Origin of the sequence: Psittacicella gerlachiana (assembly GCF_003585965.1) — a bacterium.
Taxonomy (GTDB): Bacteria; Pseudomonadota; Gammaproteobacteria; order Enterobacterales; family Psittacicellaceae; genus Psittacicella; species Psittacicella gerlachiana.
On record NZ_NRJF01000006.1, the window covers coordinates 1 to 22,685 of the forward strand.

Consider the following 22,685-nt stretch of genomic DNA (forward strand, 5'->3'; position numbering starts at 1 on the left):
AAAAATTTAATATTAATTCCCAAGAGATTGTTAAATTTATCCAAGAAAGTTCTAACTCAGCCGTGTTAAACCGCGTGCTGGGCGGTAGCGTGTCTCAAATTCTTGGTACATTACAGTCTAATGGTAAAGTTTTTATTGTGAACCCAGCAGGGATCGTTTTTGGAGCAAGTGCTCAAGTAGACGTGGCGGGGTTAGTAGCTTCAACGCTAGATATTAGTAATGAAGACTTTATTCAGGGTAATTACGTATTTAATCAAGACAAAGACCGTGCGATTGCAAGTGTCCTTAACCAAGGGATGATTAAAGTAAACGATGATGGTACTTTAGCTTTAGTGGGTGGAAAAGTAGTAAATACTGGTACTCTTGAAGCAAAAAATGGTACGGTTTACTTACTTGCAGGACAGTCAATTACAATTCAGGATTTAGATAATCCATTAATTTCTTATCGTGTTACAGCTGAGAATAAAGCTGTTAACTTAGGGGAAATTGTTTCTAAAAGAACTTACTTATTAGCGAATAAAGTAGCTAATGGTTACACTACAGCAGAACAATTTGCAGATGTAATCTCTGCTCAAGATTCTGCACGTAAAGCTTCAATTACCGCTTCGGGAGAAGTGGTGCTTTATGGTGCTTCAGAAGCTGAAGATATCCATACAACCGCAGAAAATAATGCGCAGTTAACTTCGGGTAACCATGTTCTAAATAGTTTTGTGGTAAATAACGGAACTATTGATACTTCTAATGTAACAGGGCAAGCTGGGAATGTTAGTGTTCTTGGGGATGAGATTTATTTAGTTAATAATTCTCATATTAATGCTTCTGGATTAGGCGGTGGTGTTGTTTATATTGGTGGTGATATTCAAGGAACTGGTGAGATTAAATTATCAGACGCTACCTATGTAGGAGAGGGTTCTGTTGTAAATGTTTCTGGGATTAGTAGTAGCAATGCAGGAAATGTTTATGTTTGGGGTAACAAGGCTTACGTTTCAGGTAACTTTTTAGCTACTGCAGAGAAAGGTACAGGTGGTTTTATTGAAACTTCAGGTGAGTTTATCGAAGTTTCTGATGATATTAGTGTAAATACTACTGCTCAAGATACAGAGAAAACCGGTAAATGGTTAATTGACCCTGTAAATGTATACATTGTAGACTCTGGTACTTATGGACAAGTGATTACATGTAACTCAAGAGAGTATTCTTGGAGATCTGATACAACCAGTTCTGAAGCAACAATTAGAAGTTCTACATTAAATACTGCTTTAAAATCTTCAAATGTATTAGTAGCTACCATTAAAGTAGGTCAAAGTCTGGATCCGGATATATTAAATCTAGGTAGTATTTACGTAAGAAATGTAAATATCACTGGTTCGGGAACTTATGTTTTTCAATTATTGGGTAATAACATTGTAATTGAAAACTCTACAATAAGGGTAGGGGGATTTAAGTCAGCTGCATTTGGTAATACTACAATTAAAGATTCCTTTATTAGTACTTGGGGTAATACAGCTAGAAAAGGCGATATTTGGATAAGTGGTGGACTTTACTGGACCTATAATGGAAAAGAAGTTCATACTGGTTCAAGAATTTTTAATAACCATGATTTACACACCACTATTGATAATTCAACGCTTCAAGCTACAGAGTTTCTTGTTTACGGACGTATCCTGATAGCTTCATCAGGAAATTTTTTAACTTTACCTACTTATTTAACTGAAAGTTATTACAAGTTTAATGTTGTTAATGGCAGTAAGCTTGAATCAATGAGTGTCTTACTTTACCCAAACTATGATTCAAACTTTATTTGTTCAACAATATCAGGATGGACAACGGTAATTAATACTGTAGGTTCTGCTTTAGATAAAGATGCTGTAACCTCAGACTATGCTAGTCAAGGTGGACATAGATATTACTTTAAAGATATGTGTTTTACTGATTATTATCAGTGGGCAGCTAGTTTACATATAGGTGGAGATGCTCAATATGGTAATAAGTACTTTATAGTTTTTGATAACACTTCTATAGATTTAAGTAAAAACGAAGCTTCAGGTGATCCTACGGTAACAATAGGTAGTAAAGAGGCTGCTGGGACTTCTGGTGGTTATTCACGAGTAGAGTTCTTAAACTCATCAATTTTAAATCCAGGAAATATAAACATTAATACTCCATTTAATACTACCAATGGAAGTAAGTTATCTAATTCTACTTTCAATTCGACTAACGGTAGTATTAATGTAGAAGTTAACTCTAAACTAGCAATTTCTGATAGTAACTTCACAAGTAAAAACAACACTACTTTTAGTACCAACACAAGTAGTGGCATCAATAGTGGCGTAAGAACTGGTGACCTTATTGTAAGTGGCTCAAATATCTCGGCAGAAACCGGAGATGTTCGTGTTAATGTAGCCCAAACAGGGTCAGTAGTTGTAAATGGATCGACGAATCTAACTTCAAAACAAGGTAATGTTAGTATCTACTCTAGCTGTGCAAGTAAAGTAGAGTTAAATGGTGCTAATATTACAGCTGCTAAGACCTCGAGCATTGGTGGAGGATCTGGAGTTCCGATTTCGGTAACTGATGTAAATGCTACGGCAACAGATATTAATTGGGGAGCTACAGGTGCAGCTACAACAATTAGTAACTCAAAACTTTGTGCAACTAGTAATACTACTTTAGGTACTGCAACTAGTGATGTAACGATTAAGAATACTACTTCAACTAGTGGGAATAACCTCTCGATCCAAGGTCAGAATGTAACCATCTCTGATACTAATGCAAGTGCAACTAAAGAAGCTTCAATTACTGCTAATGGTTCGATTAAAGGTACTAATGCAAATATTGCAGCTGGTAGTGATACACAAGTAAAAATGAGTGCAACTAAAGATATTACCTTTAGTGACTCTAATATCACCACTGCACAAGGCTTTAATGCTACTTCTACAGGTGGAGCTGTAAGCTTCACAAATTCAAAAATTGGTACTAGCTCATCTACTGCTGAAGTAAAACTTCAAGGTACTTCAACAAGTCTTGATAATGTTGAGTTAGCAAGTAACTTACAAGCACTAGTTTTAAATTCATCTTCAGGTGATGCAAGTATTAAAAATACTGACGTTACTACAAGTGGAGCGGTAACAGCTTATGCTCCTAAAGGTGATGTAAATGTAGAAAAATCAGACATTAAAGCTAGTGAAGTAAACTTAACTGGTGCTGGCGTAACTGTTGGTAATTCTACAGTTGTTTCTACTGTGAGTGCTGTTAACTTAACGGCAATCACGAAAAGTGTAACTCTACACAATGCAACTATATGTGCGACAACTGGTGTTAACCTTAAAGCAAACCAAGACATTTCGATTACTAATGGTTCGAATGTAACTGCTGAGAATGGCAATATTTCTTTAGTTGCTTCAGAAGGTTCGATTGCTGTTCAGGGAAGTAACATCACGACAAAAGCAAGTGATGCTTCAGTAAATATTAGTGCTTCTACTGGAGTTACTTTAGATAACACTAATATTACTAATCCAAAAGATTTAGAGATAAGTGCTAAAACAGGTGAAGTTAAAGTTGCTAATACTTCGGTTAGTGCAACTAACAACTTAAATATTACTGGTGGTCAGTTAGATTTAGATAATGTTTCTGTTGCAAACACCGTGAAAAATGTAACCGCAACAGCAACAACCGGAACTCTAAAATTAAGTAATGTTTCTGCAAATGCTACAGATACCTTAATCCTTAAAGCGGCAGATGCCTTAACAGTAGAGTGTTCTTCGGCGATAGGTACAAATCGTACACGTTATGAAACTGGTAAAACCCTATCTGTATCTAATATTGAAGAAGCTCCAGCTACAGATAAATTAGAGTATGTAGCTAAAGAAGGAGTAACGGTAACCAATGCTAACCTAACCGTGAAAAATGGAGTAGAGATCTACTCTGAAAACGGAGAAGTGGCGTTAGTTTCATCTACAGCTAAAGGTAAGACTGCGAATATTACGGGTGCAAGTGTTACCTTAGATAATAGTGAAGTTAATTCAACTGCAAGTGATGTAGTGGTAAATGCAACTTCAGGTGCTTTAACGGCAAATAACTCTACAATCTTTGGTCAAGGCTCGGCAACTGTTGCTGGTAAAGGAGGAGTTAACCTAGGTAAAGGTACAAATATTACTGCTGAAACCGGTAATCTTGCGGTAACTTCAACAGCGGGAGCGATTACTTCTGATGGAGCGAACCTTACCGTTAAAAACGCTGATGCTAATGTAAGCGTTAGTGCATCTACAGGTGTTACTTTAAACAACACTAATATCACTAACCCGAAAAACTTAGATATTAAATCATCGACGGGTGAAGTTAAATTAGCAGATACTAGTTTAGATCTATCTAATAATTTATCTATTTCTGGTGGTTCGACTACTCTTGAAAATACTAAAGTTGAAGGAGCGAAAAACGCTACTTTAACCGCAACAACTGGGGCTTTAACAGTAACTAACTCTGATGTAAAAGCTACTGAAAAACTCAGTGCAACTGCTCAAGGTGATGCAACCATTACGAATTCTTGTGTTTCAGGAGCTGCAGAAACCGTTGTTAACGCTGAAGGTAAACTCGCAATTAGCGGTGGTGATGCTGTAACGACTGGTAAAGTAGATTACTCTGGTAAAACTGGAGTAACTCTAACCAATCACCAAGTAACTTCTTCAGGTGAAGCTAGCGTAAAAGCTGAACAAGGAGCGGTAGCTTTAGATAGTTCAAGTGTATCAGGTACGACCACAACTCTTTCTGGTCAAGATGATGTAACTTTAACTAAATCAAAAGTTGCTTCGACAACTGGAGATTTAACCGTAACTTCAACTGGTGGTAAAGTTACTTCGCTTAACTCTACGCTTGCTGGTCAAGGGGAAGTAGCAATTTCAGCTGCTAAAGATGTAACTCTTGATAATGGTACTAACATTTCAGCACAAACTGGTGATGTAGAAGTTACCTCAACTGCTGGGGCAGTAAAAGCTGAAGGAACGAATATTACTGTAGCTTCTGCAGATGCTAATGTAAGCATTTCTGCATCAACAGGTGTTACTTTAAATAATACAAATATTAGTAATCCAAAAGATGTTTCAATTACTTCTACAAGTGGTGAAACTAAACTTGGTAATACTACTATTAAAGTAAACAATAACTTAACCGTAGCTGGCGGTTCTGTTGCTTTAGATAAAACTAAAGTTGAGGGTGATGTACAAAATATTAGCTTAACTGCGAAAACTGGTACTATCACTTTAACGGAAACTACAGGTACTGCTGCGAAAAATGCGATCCTAACTGCAGATAAGGCTATTTCTACCGAAGGTTCTACTCTTTACGGTAAAGAGCGTACACGTTACGAAACTAATGAAACCTTAACTATCGGTAAAGGTGGTGAAGACCTTGAAACACAACAGCTAGAGTATGTTGGTAAGAAAGGGGTTAAAGTAACGGATCAAACGGTAACTGCTCAAGAAAAACTTGTAATCTACTCTGAAACAGGTGAAGTGTCTCTTGAGAATGGTAAGGTTTCGGCAAAAGAAACTAATGTTACTGGTGGTACAGTAAAATTAACTAACTCTGAAGTATGTGCAACAGCTGGAGCAGCTGTAGTTGAAGCAACCCAAAATGGATTAACGGTAACTAACTCTGCAATTGCAGGTTCTACAGGCGTAAAAGTTGCTGGTAATACTGGAGTAACCTTCACTAATGGTTCAAATGTATCTTCGGCAGAAGGTAATGTAGAAATTAGCTCGAGAGCGGGTGAAATTAATTCTGAAGGTACAAACATTACTGTTGCTGAGACGGCAAATGTAGAGGTTACGGCAGCTAATGGGGTGACTTTAAACAACACCAACATTAGCCATGCTAAGGATGTAAGCATTACTGCTTCTGATGGTAATACCAAGTTAGGTAACTCTACGATTGCTTTAAGTAATAACTTAACAATCGTCGGTCAAGCGGTTGCAGTTGATAAAACTAAGGTTCAAGGTGATGTCCAAAACATTCACTTAACGGCAACTAAAGATACCTTAACTTTAACCGATACTTCTGGTACGGCGGCTCAAGCAGCTATCTTAAAAGCAGAGAAAGCAATTTCTACTGACAACTCTACTCTTTACGGTAAAGATCGTACGCGTTATGAAACTAATGCAACCTTAACCATTGGTAAAGGTGGTGAAGACCTAGATACAAATCAATTAGAGTATGTAGGTAAAGAAGGGGTTTCAGTTACAGATCAAACAGTAACGGCGAAAGAGAAATTAGTAATTTACTCTGAAAACGGTCAAGTAGATCTTAATAAAGGTAAAGTTTCGGCAAAAGAAACTAACATTACTGGTGGTACGGTAACCTTAACCGATTCTGAAGTTAAAGCGACTGATGGTGATGTAGTAGTTTCATCAACTCAAAACAAGTTAACGGTTAATAACTCAACGATCGAAGCTCAAGCTAATGCGGTAGTTTTAGGTAAAACTGGTATTGACTTAAATGACGGTAGCAATATTACTGCTGTAAACGGTAATGTAGATATCTACTCTGCACAAGGAGAAATCAATGCAGAGGGGACAAATATTACCGTGAAAAGTCCTACAGCTGTAGTTAACTTAACTGCAACTACGGGAGTTACTTTAAACAATACGAATATTACCAATCCTAAAGATTTATTAATTACCGCAACTGCAGGTGATGCAACTATTGGTAATAGTAGCTTAGGAGCGACTGGTAATGTAAGTGTAGTTGGTAATAATGTTCAACTAGATAAAACTAAGATTACCGATACGGTAGAAAATGTTACCATTACCGCTAAAACTGGTACTTTAACTTTAACTGATACTTCAGGTAAAGCGACTAACACCGCAATCTTAAAAGCTGAACAAGCAATTACGACTTCAGGTTCAACCTTATCAGGGGCAGAACGTACTCGTTATGAAACTAACGCAACTCTAACTGTAGGTGCTGGTGGCGACGCTATTGACACTAAACAATTAGAATATGTTGGTAAACAAGGGGTTTCTGTTGATAGCCAAGAAGTAACGGCAAAAGAAAATCTTGTTATTTACTCTGCTGATGGTACAGTTAACTTAAACAAAGGTAAAGTTACTGCGAAAAATACCAATGTTACTGGGGGTACGGTAACTCTAACTGATTCTACGGTAACGGCAACAGATGGTAATGCTGTAGTTTCTTCAACTAATGAAAAACTAACGGTAAACAACTCCACAATTCAAGCGAGCCAAAATGTTACGGTATTAGGTTCTAAAGGTATTGAATTAAATAATGGAACTAAGATTAATACTACTGAAGGTAATGTAGAAATCTACTCTTCAGAAGGGGAAATTAAATCTGAAGGAACTAATATTTCTGCCTTTGGAGCTGAATCTATAGTTAACTTAACGGCAGCTAAAGACATTACCTTAAATAACACTAACATTACTAATCCAAAAGAACTATTAATTAGTTCTACCGATGGTGATGCAAAAATCACGAGCTCAACTTTAAGTGCAAGTGATAATTTAAATATTTCAGGAAAAACCACAACTTTAGAAACAGTGGCGATTCCGTCAACCGCAAAAAATGTAGCGATTGAAGCTACTGAAGGTAAATTAACCTTAAAAGACACTAAATCTGATGCTTCTGATACCTTAATCTTAAAAGCAAAAGGTGATATTGAAGCTACAGGTTCTACAGCAATCGGGGCGGAAAGAACTCGCTACGAAACTGGTGGTTCAATTACCGTGGCTGATGCTAAAGATGCTCCAGCAACCAAAAAACTTGAGTACTCAGCTGACCAAGGTATTACCATTACTGACTCTAACTTAACGGTAGTTGATGGTATTGAACTTTACTCTAAAGATGGTACAGTTGATGTCGCTAGATCAACGGTTAAAGGTAATAATGCCAATATTACAGGGGCAACGGTTACTTTAACCAATTCTGAAGTGAGTGCAACTACAGGTAGTGCGGTAGTTTGTGCGACCGAAAACAAACTTACGGTAGCTAACTCTACAATCTCGGCGCAAGAGAATGCTTTAGTTTCTGGTAAAGCAGGAGTGGATTTAGGTAACGGTACTAATATTAGTGCAAAAACTGGTGATGTAACGGTTTACTCAGAAGCGGGAAGCATTAAGTCAGAAGGAACTAATATTACCGTTTGTGGTACAGAGTCTACAGTTAACTTAACCGCAGCTCAGGACATTAGTTTAAATAACACTAATATTACTAATCCAAAAGAGTTAGTAATTGACGCTCAAGCAGGTAAAGTAGATATTACTAAATCTTCATTATCAGCAAGCGAACAGGTAAAAGTAACAGGTTATACCACGACTACTTTAGATAATGTAACCATTCCGGTAACTACTAAAAATGTAACCGTAGTTGCAACTACCGGCAAACTTTCATTAGAAAATACTACTTCACAAGCTACAGATACTTTAATCTTAAAAGCAGGTGGTAGTATTGATGTAGTATGTTCAAGTGCAATTGGTGCGGAAAGAACTCGTTACGAAACTGGTGATACTTTATCAGTGACCGGAGCTAAGGATTTAGCGACTAAGAAATTAGAATACTCAGCAGATAGAGGTATTACCGTAACTGATTCTGACTTAACTGTAACTAATGGCGTTGAGCTTTACTCTAAATACGGTAATGTTGATGTAACAAAATCAACGGTAAAAGGTAATAGTGCAAATGTTACTGGTTCTACGGTGAACATTAATAACTCTGAAGTTAATGCAACTGCAGGAGATGCGGTAGTATGTGCAACTGCTGGAGCGTTAACGGTAACTAATGGTACGATTTCAGCTAAAGAAAACGTATTAGTGTCAGGTGAGCAAGGTATTACCTTCACGAATGGTACTAATGTTACTGCAGAGCAAGGTAATGTAGACATTACTTCAGCTCAAGGACAAATCTCTTCTGAAGGTACAAATATTACCGTTAAAGGTGATAAAGCAAATGTGAGCTTAACTGCGGCTACAGGTATTAATTTAAATAATACTAATATTACCCGTGCTCATGATTTAACTATTGCTTCAACTGCAGGAGAAACTAAAGTTGGTAACTCTACTTTAGCCGTAGCAAATAATCTTGCGATTACTGGTGGAGCTGATTTAGTTTTAGAGAATACTAAGATAGCGGATGGTGTTCAAAACCTTGAGTTTACGGCTTCTTCAGGAGAACTAAAACTTAAAGATACTTGTGCAACTGCAGAAAATGCTGCCGTACTTAAAGCAGAAAAATCTATTTCTACTTCAGATTCTCCTGTAGTAGGTAAACAACGTACCCGTTATGAAACTAACGAAACCTTAACTATTTCTGGTGGTGGTACGATTCCTGAAACCCAACAACTTGAATACGTAGGTAAACAAGGGGTTACGGTATCAGGTCAAGATGTAACTGCTAACGAAAAACTCGTAGTTTACTCTTCTGAAGGTACAGTAGATATTAGTAAAGCGAAAGTAGAAGCTAAAGATACTAATGTTTCAGGTAAAGTTGTAAGCTTAAAAGATGCAACTGTAAGTGCAACTGCTGGTAATGCGGTAGTTGAAGGTTCTGAAAGTGTAACTGCTACTAACTCGACAATTAAAGCTGTAGGTGGTAGTGCAACCGTAACCGCTACAGATGGCGTAACTACTTTAGCTAACTCTACCGTAGAAGCTTCAGATACGGCAACTGTATCAGGTAAAACAGGAGTTAACCTCGGTAATGGTACTAACATTACGGCACAAAATGCAGTAACTGTAAGCTCTGAAGAAGGTTATGTACGTTCGAATGGTACAAATATTACTTCAGTGGAGCAAACCGTAACTGTAACTGCAAAAACAGATACCAGCCTAATTAATACCAATATCTCAGGTAAAACTGGTATAGGTATTAGTGGTACAACTGAGTTAACCGTAAAAAATGCGGCTTTAGGTACGCAAACCGGAGATATTTCTCTGACAGCAACTGAAGGTAAAGCAACTCTTGATCAAGTAAACGCTAATAGCCAAACTTCAGGTGACTTTACTCTATCTGGTAACGGCGTAAGTGCAACAGGGGTAACTGCAACTACTGCTTCAGGTGATCTTAAAGTTGATGGGGGTGATCAAGATGTAACTCTAAGTGGTAGCAGCTTAACTACACAAGCTGGTCAAGCAACGGTTACGACAACTGTAGGTAAGATCGACCTTGATAAAACAACTCTTAAAGGTACTGCAGAAACTGCTGTAACTACCGCAGGAACAATTGAAGCTGATGACTCTGTAATTAGTGGAGCAAGTGTAAATGTTCAAGGTAGTACAACTAGCTTAACTAATGCAACTGTAGAGGCAACAGCGGGAGCAGCAAGTGTAACTGCTACGGAAGGTAGCCTCACTCTAGCTAACTCAACCGTGTGTGCAACTACTACCGCAAGTCTCGCAGGTCAAACTGGAGTTACTTTAGGTAATGGTACTAATGTAACTGCAACCGGGGCAATTAGTGTAAGTTCAGAAGATGGTTCAATTGACAGTAAAGGCACTAACATAACTTCGAGCGATAAAGTTACTTTAGATGCTGGTAAAACTATTTCTTTAGAGAATACTAATATCTCGGGAGTGGCAGGTACCGCAATTAATGCTAAAGAAGCAGTGACTTTAACCGATGCAGCTTTAGCAACCACTAATGGCGACATTAGGGTAACCAGTGAACAAGCTATTACCGCAACTAATACTAAAGCTCAAGTTAAAGAAGCTGGTGATATTACGCTTAACGGTCAAGAAGTAACCACTTCAGGCTTAACCGCAACCACTAAAGACGGTGACGTAAGAGTTGACGCTAAAGATGGTCAAGCAAGTTTAACTGATACTACTTTAACTACCGAAAGTGGCGATGTCATCATTGAAGCTACAGGCGTTACTGCTACTGGTCTAACCGCTACTTCGAAAGCTGATGGTTCAGCAAATATTGACGGTAAAACTGGAGATATAAGCTTAACTAATTCACAATTACAAGTTGCTGCAGGTCAAGCAACTGTGATTACTTCTGCAGATGTTACTTTAGATAAATCTAAAGTTATAGGTACTACTGCAAGTCTTGAGGGTCAAGACATTAGTCTAACTGACTCAGAAGTTAAAGCAACAGCTGGTGATGCATACGTAATTGCTGGCGGTTCTCTAACCTCTGCTAACTCAACAATTTGTGCAACTGAAGAAGCAATCGTAACGGCAGTTCAAGATATAAATCTAGGTAATGGTACTAATGTAACTGCAGGTAAAACTGTAAGTTTAACTGCAACTGACGGTCATATCCATGCTACAGGTACAAATATTACTTCAGGAACAGAGTCGGTAGCGATTAATGCGGGTACAGATGTAAGTCTTGTGAATACCAATGTTTCGGGTGCTAAAGGTGCTGATGTTGTTGGTAAAGAGGGGGTAACTCTGAAAGACGCTACTTTAGCAACTGAAAATGGTGACATTAATGTTGCAAGTGACAAAGCGGTATCTGTTACTAATACTAAAGCTCAAACTAAAGAAACTGGGGATATTAGTATTAGTGGGGAAGGAGTTACGGCATCTAAACTCACTGCTCAAACTAACACCGGTGATGTAACTCTTGATGCAAAAACTGGTAAGTTAATTGCTGACAACTCAACGGTAACTGTTGAGACTTCAGGGGGCATTAAGTTAACTGGTGGCGAAGTGCAAGCTGGTAACTTAACCGCAACTACGCCAAGCGGTAATGTTGAAGTAACATCAACTACAGGTTGTGTAACACTAACAGATACTAGTGCAACTACTCAAGCAGGAACGGCAAGTGTATCAGCTGCAACTACAGCAAAACTTGATAGTGCAAAAGTCCAAGGTTCAACTGCAAGCGTAATTGCTAAAGATACGACTCTAGTTGATTCTACGGTTTGTGCGACTGCGGGTGATGTAAGAGTTGAAGCTAATGACGGTGTTCTTACGGCAAATAACTCAACAATTTGTGGTACAGCAACAGCTACGGTTGCAGGTTCTAAAGGAATCAACCTAGGTAATGGTACTAATGTGACTGCAAATGGTGCAGTTAGCCTAACTTCGAGCGAAGGTTATATCCGCTCAAATGGAACAAATATTACTTCAGTTAATGAAGGAGTAAATGTTCAAGCTGCGACAGATGTAAGCTTAATTAATACCAATATTACAGGTGCGAAATCTATTTCAGTAGCTGGGGAAAGCTTAACTGCTGATAAAGTTGCTTTAAGTGCAACTGATGGTAGCATTCTATTAGATGCGGGTTCAGGTGCGTTAAGTGCAACAGATGTAAGTGCAAAAACTGAAGGTTCTGATGGTATTACTTTAAGTGGTAATGGTGTTAGTGCATCTAAAGTAACTGCTGAAACTAAAGCTGGTGATATTGTTGTAAACGGTAAAGAAGGAGCTACAACTCTAGATCAAGTTACGGCAACTTCAGAAACAGGTGATATTTCAGTATGTGGTACAGGAGTTACGGCAACTTGTACAACCTTAACTACTGGTGGTGATTTAACTCTTGATGGTAAGTCAGGTGAAGTTACGCTCCAAACAGGTACAAAAGTTGAAGGTAAAGCAACAAGTGTAACTGGTGCTGGTATTACTGTAGATAACTCTGTAGTGAAAGCAAGCGAGGAAGACTTAACCCTTACTGCAACAGATGCAACTAAGAAAGTTACCTTAAACAACGCAACTCTTGAAGCTACAGCTGGTTCAGCTGCAATTACGGCTGCTGGGGATATAGAATCTAACAATGGTACAAATATTTCAGCGTTAGGTAATATCGACTTAACGAGCAGCGAAGGTAGCATTAAGGCTGAAGGCACTAATATTACTGGTCTGTCTGCAGACTCAGAAGTAAGCTTAAGTGCAAAACAAGATATTACGTTAAACAATACGAATATCACAGGTCGCAAGGGTATTAGTCTGACCGCTCAAGATGGAGCTGCAGATGTGAAGAACACTGCTCTCAAAACTGAAGAAGACTTAGCGGTAACTGGTAATACGCAAACAACTTTAACCAATGTAAAAGTTGGTGAAGAAGCGAAAAACATTGCGGTTAGTTCAACTTGTGGTTCTGTAACCTTAACTTGTACTACAGCAAACGCAAAAGAAACTCTAACCTTAAAAGCAAATGATGATATTAACTTAGAGAAATCTTCTGCGGTAGGTACAGAGAAAACTCGTTACGAAACTAACCAATCAATTACAATTTCAGGTGGTGATGAAACTCCTTCAACTAAAAACTTAGAGTACTCTGCGAAAAAAGGTATTACGGTTTCTGACTATGACCTTAAAGCAGAAGAGTCGGTAAGTCTTTACTCTGAAGAGGGAGCGGTATCTCTCACCAAAGCTAAAGTTGAATCTAACAACACTAACCTTACTGGGGCAACGGTAACTCTGCAAGATAGTAGTGTAATCGCTAAAGACGGTGATGCGATTATTGGAGCGACAACTGGTAAAGCAACCGTAAACAACTCAACGGTTTCTGCAACTCAAGGTAGTGCAAGTGTATCAGGTGCTGCAGGTGTAGAACTTGGTAATGGTACTAATGTAACTGCAAAAGATGCTGTAGAGATTACGAGTTCGCAAGGGGCGATCAACAGTGAAGGAACAAATATCACCGTTGATGAGTCTGGACGTGTAGCTTTAACTGCGGCGACAGGTTTAACTTTAAACAATACAAATATTACAACTCCAAAAGAATTAACCTTAAGCACAGCTGATGGTGAAGCTAAAGTTGAAAACTCAATTTTAGGAGCGAAAGAAACTTTAACGATCACTGGTGATGACAATACGACTCTACGTAATGTTACGATTAAGGATGGAGTACAAGACATTACGATAGCTTCGACTTGTGGTAGTGTGAGCTTAGAAGGCACTAAAGCAATTGCAGAAAATGCTTTAGAGTTAAAAGCTAATGATCAAATTACTACTAAAGATTCACAAGCAGTTGGTAAAGAAAGAACTCGTTATGAAACTAATGGTTCGATTACGATTGCCGACTCTAAAGATAATCCAAGTACGAAGAACTTAGAGTATGTCGCTAAAGATGGCATTACGGTAACTAATTCTGATGTTAAGGCAGAAGAAAGCGTAACTCTTTACTCTGCAGATAGCGAAGTAAAAGTTACAGATTCTAACTTAACTTCAAATAGCGTAAATGTAACAGGGGCAAGTGTTACTTTAACTAACAGTAATGCTACTGCAGAAAACGGTAATGCCGTAATCTGTGCAACCACAACTGAAGCGAAACTTGACAATAGTAAAGTAGTTGCAAAACAAGGTGACGCAAGTGTTACTGGTAAAACTGCAACAACCGTAACAGGTGCTTCAACCGTAGAAGCTACCAACGGTAAAGCAAGTGTTACTGGTGAGGGGCAAGTAACCGTTGATGGTCAATCTACAGTTAAAGGTGGATCAGCAGAAGTAGCTGGTGATGCTGGGACTACGATTGATCAAGCTACAGTAACTGCAACTACAGGTAATGCTGTTGTTGATAGTGCAAATGGTGAAACTAAGATATTTGCTGGTCGTGTAGAAGCGGAAGCAGGCGATGTTAAAGTTTCAGGTACGACAGGAGTTACTTTAGGTAATGGTACTAACTTAAGTGCTGCTACCGGTGATATTGACGTATCAAGTAAAGAAGGCTTTATCCGCAGTAATGGTACAAACATCACGGCTCTAAATGGAGAAGTGTCGGTAGATGCTAAGACTGATGTTAGCCTCATTAATACTAATATTACTGGTAACAAGAAAGTTAATATCGAAGGTGACAATAGTGTAACTGTTGATGCTTCGGCAATTAGCTCTTCTGAAGGTACGACTACGGTTAACTCTGATAATAGCGTTAAAGTAACTAATGACGCTAGCGTTAAAGGTGCTGAGATAACTGTATCTGGTAAAGATGTTACGGTAGAAAAAGATTCAGACGTAACCGCAACTACAGGTACAGCAAAAGTTGAAGCTAAAGATAGTGGTACTGTAACTATTGATCAAGCAACCGTAAGTGGTCCAGCTGCTGAAGTTACAGGTCCAAATGTAGTAATCCAAAACGGTGCTAAAGTTGAAGGTACTTCAACTACCGCAACTGTAGAAGCTACAGAGGGCAAAGCACAAATCTTAAATTCAACTGTAAGTGCGGCAACCGACGCTACAGTTAAAGGTAAACAAGGTGTAGTACTTGGTAATGGTACCAATGTAACTGCTGCTAATGATGTAACTGTATCTAGTTCTGAAGGTAATATCGACAGTAAAGGTACTAATATCACCGCAGGTGGTACAGCTAACCTTAATGCTCAAGAAATTAGTTTAGTAAATACTAATGTATCAGGGGTGAAAGGAGCTGGGGTTACAGCGGCTACAGATGTTACTTTAGATAATGCTAAGGTATCTTCTGATAACCAAGCAACGGTAACCGCTACAGCAGGTACTGCAACGATCACTAATGCTTCAAGCGTAGCAGGTAAAACTGGAGCAACAGTAACTGGTAAAGATGTAAATGTTGAAAAAGCTTCGACAATTACTTCAGAATCTGGTACTGCGAAAGTTGAAGCGACAAATGGTGGTACAGCAACTGTTGATGGAGCAAGTGTAACTGGGGCAGCAGCGGAAGTTACAGGTCCAAACGTAGTGGTGAAAAATGACGCTACCGTTAAAGGTACAACTACAACCGCAACTGTAGAAGCTACAGAAGGTACAGCTCAAGTTCTCAACTCAACCGTAACTGCACAAACTGACGCAACCGTAAAAGGTAAAACAGGCGTAATTCTTGGTAATGGTACTAATGTAACGGCTCAAGGAACAGTAGAAGTTTCAAGTTCAGCTGGTTACATTGATAGTAAAGGTACAAATATTACTGGTAATGCAGTTAAACTAGATGCAGATACAACTATTAGCCTAGAAAACACTAATGTTTCCGGGGTGAAAAATGTAGATGTAAATGGTAAAACTGGAGTTACAGTAGATGACGCTCGTATTAATGCGGGAGAACAAGTTTCTGTAGGTTCTGAAAGTGGCACAACTCAACTTACCAATGGTGCGGAAGTTACTGGTGGAACAGGGGCTTCGGTAACTGGTGCAGACGTTCTGATCGAAAAAGACTCAGATGTAACTGCAACTACTGGTACAGCAGCGGTAGAAGCTACTAATGGTAAAGCAACCATTAATAACTCTACGGTTACGGCGAAAGCTGGTGACGCTAGCGTTAAAGGTAAAGAGGGTGTTGTTTTAGGTAATGGTACCAATGTTTCTGCTTCGAATAATGTAGATATAACTAGCTCAGATGGTAACATCGAGAGCCAAGGTACGAATATTACTGCAGGTAATACTGTAAGCATCGATGCAGAAAAAGGTAAAGTAAGCCTAGAGAACACTAATGTTTCTGGGGTTAAAGGTACGAATATCGATGGTGATCAAGGCGTAACTTTAGATAAGGCTAAAGTAAGCTCTGACGCAAAAGTTACGATTGATTCAGCAAACGGCACGACAACCTTAACTAATGGTGCAGAAGTTACAGGTGGTACAGGAGTTTCTGTAAGTGGTGCAGATGTTCTGATCGAAAAAGATTCAGATGTAACTGCAACTACTGGAACAGCTGCGGTAGAAGCTACTAAAGGTAAAGCAACCATTAATAACTCTACAGTTACTGCGAAAGATGGTGACGCTACGGTTAAAGGTAAACAAGGTGTTGTTTTAGGTAATGGTACTAATGTTTCTGCTTCAAATGATGTATCTGTAACTAGCTCAGATGGTAACATCGAGAGCCAAGGTACGAACATTACAGCAGGTAATACTGTAAGCATTGATGCAGAAAAAGGTACAGTAAGCCTAGAGAACACTAATGTTTCAGGTGTTAAAGGTACGAATATCGATGGTGATCAAGGCGTAACCTTAGATAAGGCACAAGTAAACTCAGCAAATGGTACAACCACGATTAGCTCAGATAATGGTGAAACTAAACTTACTAATGGTTCTACGACCAAAGGTGAGTCTGTTGCCGTAACTGGTGCTACAGTAACTGTAGAAGGTAAATCTACGGTAGAAGCTACTAAAGGTGATGCAACTGTATGTGCAACTCAAGGCATAGCTACGGTTAAAGACTCTACAGTAACTGCAGAAAATGATGCTACTGTTGCAGGTAAAGGTGGGGTAGTTCTTGGCAATGGTACTAATGTAACTGCGAAGAATGATGTTGCGATCACAAGTTCTGACGGTGACATTAATAGCCAAGGTACCAATATTACTGCTGCTAATACCGTGAAAATTGACGCTGAAAACGGTAAAGTAAGCTTAGAGAATACTAATGTGTCTGGAGTTAAAGGGACTACTGTTGATGGTGATCAAGGCGTAACCTTAGATAAGGCGCAAGTAACCTCAGAAAATGGTACAACCACGATTAACTCTGATAATGGTGAAACTAAACTTACTAATGGTTCTACAGCTAAAGGTGAATCAGTTGCCGTAACTGGTGCTTCAGTAACTGTAGAAGAAAAATCTACCGTGGAAGCAACTAAAGAAGACGCAACTGTATGCGCAACCAAAGGCGTAGCTACCGTGAAAGACTCTACGGTAACTGCTGAAAAAGATGCGACTGTATCTGGTAAAGATGGCGTAGTTCTTGGTAATGGTACTAATGTAACTGCGAAGAATGATGTGGCAATCACAAGTTCTGATGGTGACATTGATAGTAAAGGTACAAATATTACCGCAGGTAATACTGTAGGAATCAATGCTGAAAACGGTAAAGTTAGCTTAGAAAACACTAATGTTTCTGGAGTTAAAGGTACTGATATTGATGGTGATAAAGGAGTAACCTTAGATAATGCTCAAGTAACTTCAGCAGAAGGAACAACCAGCATTAATTCAGCAAACGGTGAAACTAAACTTACCAATGGTTCTACTGCTAAAGGTGAATCAGTTGAAGTAACTGGTGCTTCTGTAACTGTGGAAGAAAAATCTACTGTAGAAGCTACTAAAGGTGACGCAACTGTATGTGCTACTGATGGCGTAGCTACAGTGAAAGACTCTACTGTAACTGCAAGCAACAATGCGACCGTATCTGGTAAAGAAGGTGTAGTTCTTGGCAATGGTACTAATGTAACTGCGAAGAATCACGTAGAAGTATCTAGTTCAGATGGTAGCATTGATAGTAAAGGTACGAACATTACTGGTAATACCGTAGCAATCAAAGCTGCTGATGAGGTAAGCCTAGAGAATACTAATGTATCTGGGGTTAAAGGTACTGATATCGATGGTGATAAAGGAGTAACCTTAGATAATGCTCAAGTAACTTCAGCAGAAGGAACAACCAGCATTAACTCAGCAAATGGTGAAACTAAACTTACCAATGGTTCTACTGCCAAAGGTGAATCAGTTGAAGTAACTGGTGCTTCAGTAACTGTAGAAGAAAAATCTACCGTTGAAGCTACTAAGGGTGACGCAACTGTATGTGCTACTGATGGCGTAGCTATAGTGAAAGACTCTACCGTAACTGCAAGCAACAATGCGACCGTATCTGGTAAAGACGGTGTAGTTCTTGGCAATGGTACTAATGTAACTGCGAAGAATCACGTAGAAGTATCTAGCTCAGATGGTAGCATTGATAGTAAAGGTACGAACATTACTGGTAATACCGTAGCAATCAAAGCTGCTGATGAGGTAAGCCTAGAGAATACTAATGTATCTGGGGTTAAAGGTACTGATATCGATGGTGATAAAGGAGTAACCTTAGATAATGCTCAAGTAACTTCAGCAGAAGGAACAACCAGCATTAACTCAGCAAATGGTGAAACTAAACTTACCAATGGTTCTACTGCTAAAGGTGAATCAGTTGAAGTAACTGGTGCTTCAGTAACTGTAGAAGGTAAATCTACCGTAGAAGCTACCGATGGTGACGCAACTGTATGTGCTACAGATGGTGTGGCTACGGTGAAAGACTCTACCGTAACTGCAAGCAACAATGCGACCGTATCTGGTAAAGAGGGTGTGGTTCTTGGTAATGGTACTAATGTAACTGCTAAGAACCATGTAGAAGTATCTAGTTCAGACGGTAGCATAGATAGTACTGGTACTAACATTACTGGTAATACGGTAGCTGTTAAAGCTGAAAAAGATGTTACTCTAGAAAATACCAATATTTCAGGAGTGAAAGGTCTTGATGTTGATTCTAATGGAACGACAACAATCAATGATTCTCGCTTAACGCTTGATAGCGGAGATATAACAGTTGGTGGTAAAGAAGGGGTAGTATTTGGAAACGGAACTATTGCCGAAGCGAAAGATGGTGGCATCAAAGTAGGTTCTACTAATGGTTCAATTTCAGTAACAGGTACTAACTTAACGGCAACTACTACTGTTGATTTAGAGGCTGATAAAGATATCACTACGGTTAACTCTAATATCTCAGGTAAAACTGGAATTTCAGCAAATGCTGGTGGAGTAGTAACTCTTAACGATTCTGATTTATCTGTAGAGAAAGGAGATATTGCTGTAAACGGTGATAAAGGAGTGGTATTCGGAAATGGAACTATTGCGGAAGCGAAAGATGGCGACATTAAAGTAGGTTCTCCAAATGGTTCAATTTCAGTAACTGGTACTAACTTAACCGCAAACACTGTTGCATTAGATGCTGGTGAAGATATCACAACCGTTAACTCTAACATCTCAGGTAAAAACGGAATTACTGCAGATGCAGGTGGTGTAGTAACTATCAATGATTCTGATTTATCTGTAGAGAAAGGTGATATTGATGTAAACGGTGATAAAGGAGTGGTATTTGGAAATGGAACTATTGCGGAAGCGAAAGATGGTGGCATCAAAGTAGGTTCTACTAATGGTTCAATTTCAGTAACAGGTACTAACTTAACGGCAACTACTACTGTTGATTTAGAGGCTGATAAAGATATCACTACGGTTAACTCTAATATCTCAGGTAAAACTGGAATTTCAGCAAATGCTGGTGGAGTAGTAACTCTTAACGATTCTGATTTATCTGTAGAGAAAGGAGATATTGATGTAAACGGTGATAAAGGAGTAGTATTCGGAAATGGAACTATTGCGGAAGCGAAAGATGGTGACATTAAAGTAGGTTCTCCAAATGGTTCAATTTCAGTAACTGGTACTAACTTAACCGCAAACACTGTAGCATTAGATGCTGGTGAAGATATCACCACCGTTAACTCTAACATCTCAGGTAAAAACGGAATTACTGCAGATGCAGGTGGTGTAGTAACTATCAACGATTCTGAATTATCTGTAGAGAAGGGAGATCTCACTGTAAACGGTGATAAAGGAGTAGTATTCGGAAATGGAACTGTTGGAACTGTACAAGATGGTGACATTAAAGTAGGTTCTCCAAATGGTTCAATTTCAGTAACTGGTACTAACTTAACCGCAAACACTGTTGCATTAGATGCTGGTGAAAATATTACTTCAATCAACTCTAATATCTCAGGTAAAGAAGGAATTGCTGCAGACGCAGGTGGTGTAGTAACTATCAATGATTCTGCCTTAACTGTAGATAAAGGGGATCTCACTGTAAACGGTGATAAAGGAGTGGTATTCGGAAATGGAACTATTGCGGAAGCGAAAGATGGTGACATTAAAGTAGGTTCTCCAAATGGTTCAATTTCAGTAACTGGTACTAACTTAACAGCAAACACTGTTGCATTAGATGCTGGTGAAGATATTACTTCAATCAACTCTAATATCTCAGGTAAAGAAGGAATTGCTGCAGACGCAGGTGGTGTAGTAACTATCAATGATTCTGCCTTAACTGTAGAGAAAGGTGATCTCACTGTAAACGGTGATAAAGGAGTGGTATTCGGAAATGGAACTGTTGGAACCGTACAAGATGGCGACATTAAAGTAGGTTCTCCGAATGGTTCAATTTCAGTAACTGGTACTAACTTAACAGCGAATACTGTTGACTTAAATGCTGGTGAAGATATTACTTCAATCAACTCTAACATCTCAGGTAAAGAAGGAATTGCTGCAGACGCAGGTGGTGTAGTAACTATCAATGATTCTGCCTTAACTGTAGAGAAAGGTGATCTCACTGTAAACGGTGATAAAGGAGTGGTATTCGGAAATGGAACTATTGCGGAAGCGAAAGATGGTGACATTAAAGTAGGTTCTCCAAATGGTTCAATTTCAGTAACTGGCACTAACTTAACCGCTAACAATGTTGACTTAAATGCTGGTGAAGATATTACTTCGATCAACTCTAACATCTCAGGTAAAGAGTCTATCTCAACTGACGCAGGTGGTGTTGTAACTATTAATGATTCAGCATTATCTTCAGACGGTAATATTGATGTAAATGGAGATAAAGGAGTTAACCTTGGCAATGGTACAACTATAGAAGCTGCTGAAAAAGTAGGTGTAACTAGTGGTAATGGTTCAATTACTGCGGTTGGTACTAATATCACAGGTAAAGTAGTTGAACTAGACGCTAAAGATGATATTACTTCAATTAACTCTAACATCTCTGGTAAAGAATCAATTTCAACTAATGCAGGTGGTGTTGTAACTATTAATGATTCAGCTCTATCTTCAGACGGTAGCATTGATGTAAATGGGGATAAAGGAGTTAACTTTGGCAACGGTACAACTGTAGAAGCTGCTGAAAAAGTAGGTGTAACTAGTGGTAATGGTTCAATTACTGCGGTTGGTACTAATATCACAGGTAAAGTAGTTGAACTAGACGCTAAAGACGATATCACTTCGATTAACTCTAACATCTCTGGTAAAGAATCAATTTCAACTAATGCAGGTGGTGTTGTAACTATTAACGACTCAGCTCTATCTTCAGATGGTAATATTGATGTTAACGGTGATCAAGGTGTTAACTTTGGTAATGGTACTGTTATTACTTCAAATAATGGTGATATTGGAGTTAACTCTAACCAAGGTGCAATTAATGTTGTAGGTACCAACCTCACAACACCAAATGGTAATGTAAATATCACTGCTGCTGAAGAAATAAATGTTGATAACTCTAACATTTCAGGTAGAGGAATCAATATGAATAGTGAAAATGCTTCTGTGACCTTAAGTGATTCACGCACTCAGTCTGAAACATTTAATGTTAATGCTCAAACTGATTTCAATACTGGAAACGGTACGGTGATTAATGCTACTGATTCAGCTGATATTACAGCGGTAACCGGAGATGGTAATATTATTGGTACGAACATCACTGGTGGTGGAATTAATATCGCTACTTATACTCCAATCAACATCGATAACTCTAATATCTCAGGTTATCCTGTAACCTTCACGGATCAAAGTCCAAAAGCTAATGAGCGTGAAGTTATTGATACTATTGATCAAAGAGCTAACGATGACCTTAAAGTAGCGAAACGTAATGTTCTTATTGAGGATGAAGATAAAACTGATGGAGAATCTTCAAAAGAAATCTTCAGAATTGGTAAGGATAATCCGTTACCTGAAGGTGAAGCAATTGTTGTAACAAATGTACAATTAAGTCAACTTCAATTACTACAAACATGTACTCTAACTATGTCTGATATTCTCGCTAACTACAGAATTTCTGCAGAAGATAGCAAAAATCTCAGTCCAGAAGAAATAATCACCAAATACAACATTAAAGGTGATGATGCTTCACAATTTAGAGAGGCATGTCAAATTGCTCCTGATGCTTTAAATAACTTAGTTACTTCAGGCAATCAAGAGGAAAAAAAGTAA

1 protein-coding gene is annotated in these 22,685 nt (G+C 38.6%); it reads left to right on the plus strand.

Annotated features, from left to right (window positions below):
• The first annotated feature begins 11 nt into the window (after positions 1-11).
• Positions 12-22,685, plus strand: coding sequence for a filamentous hemagglutinin N-terminal domain-containing protein (locus CKF59_RS00240; protein ID WP_281270054.1), 22,674 nt, complete (start codon positions 12-14; stop codon positions 22,683-22,685).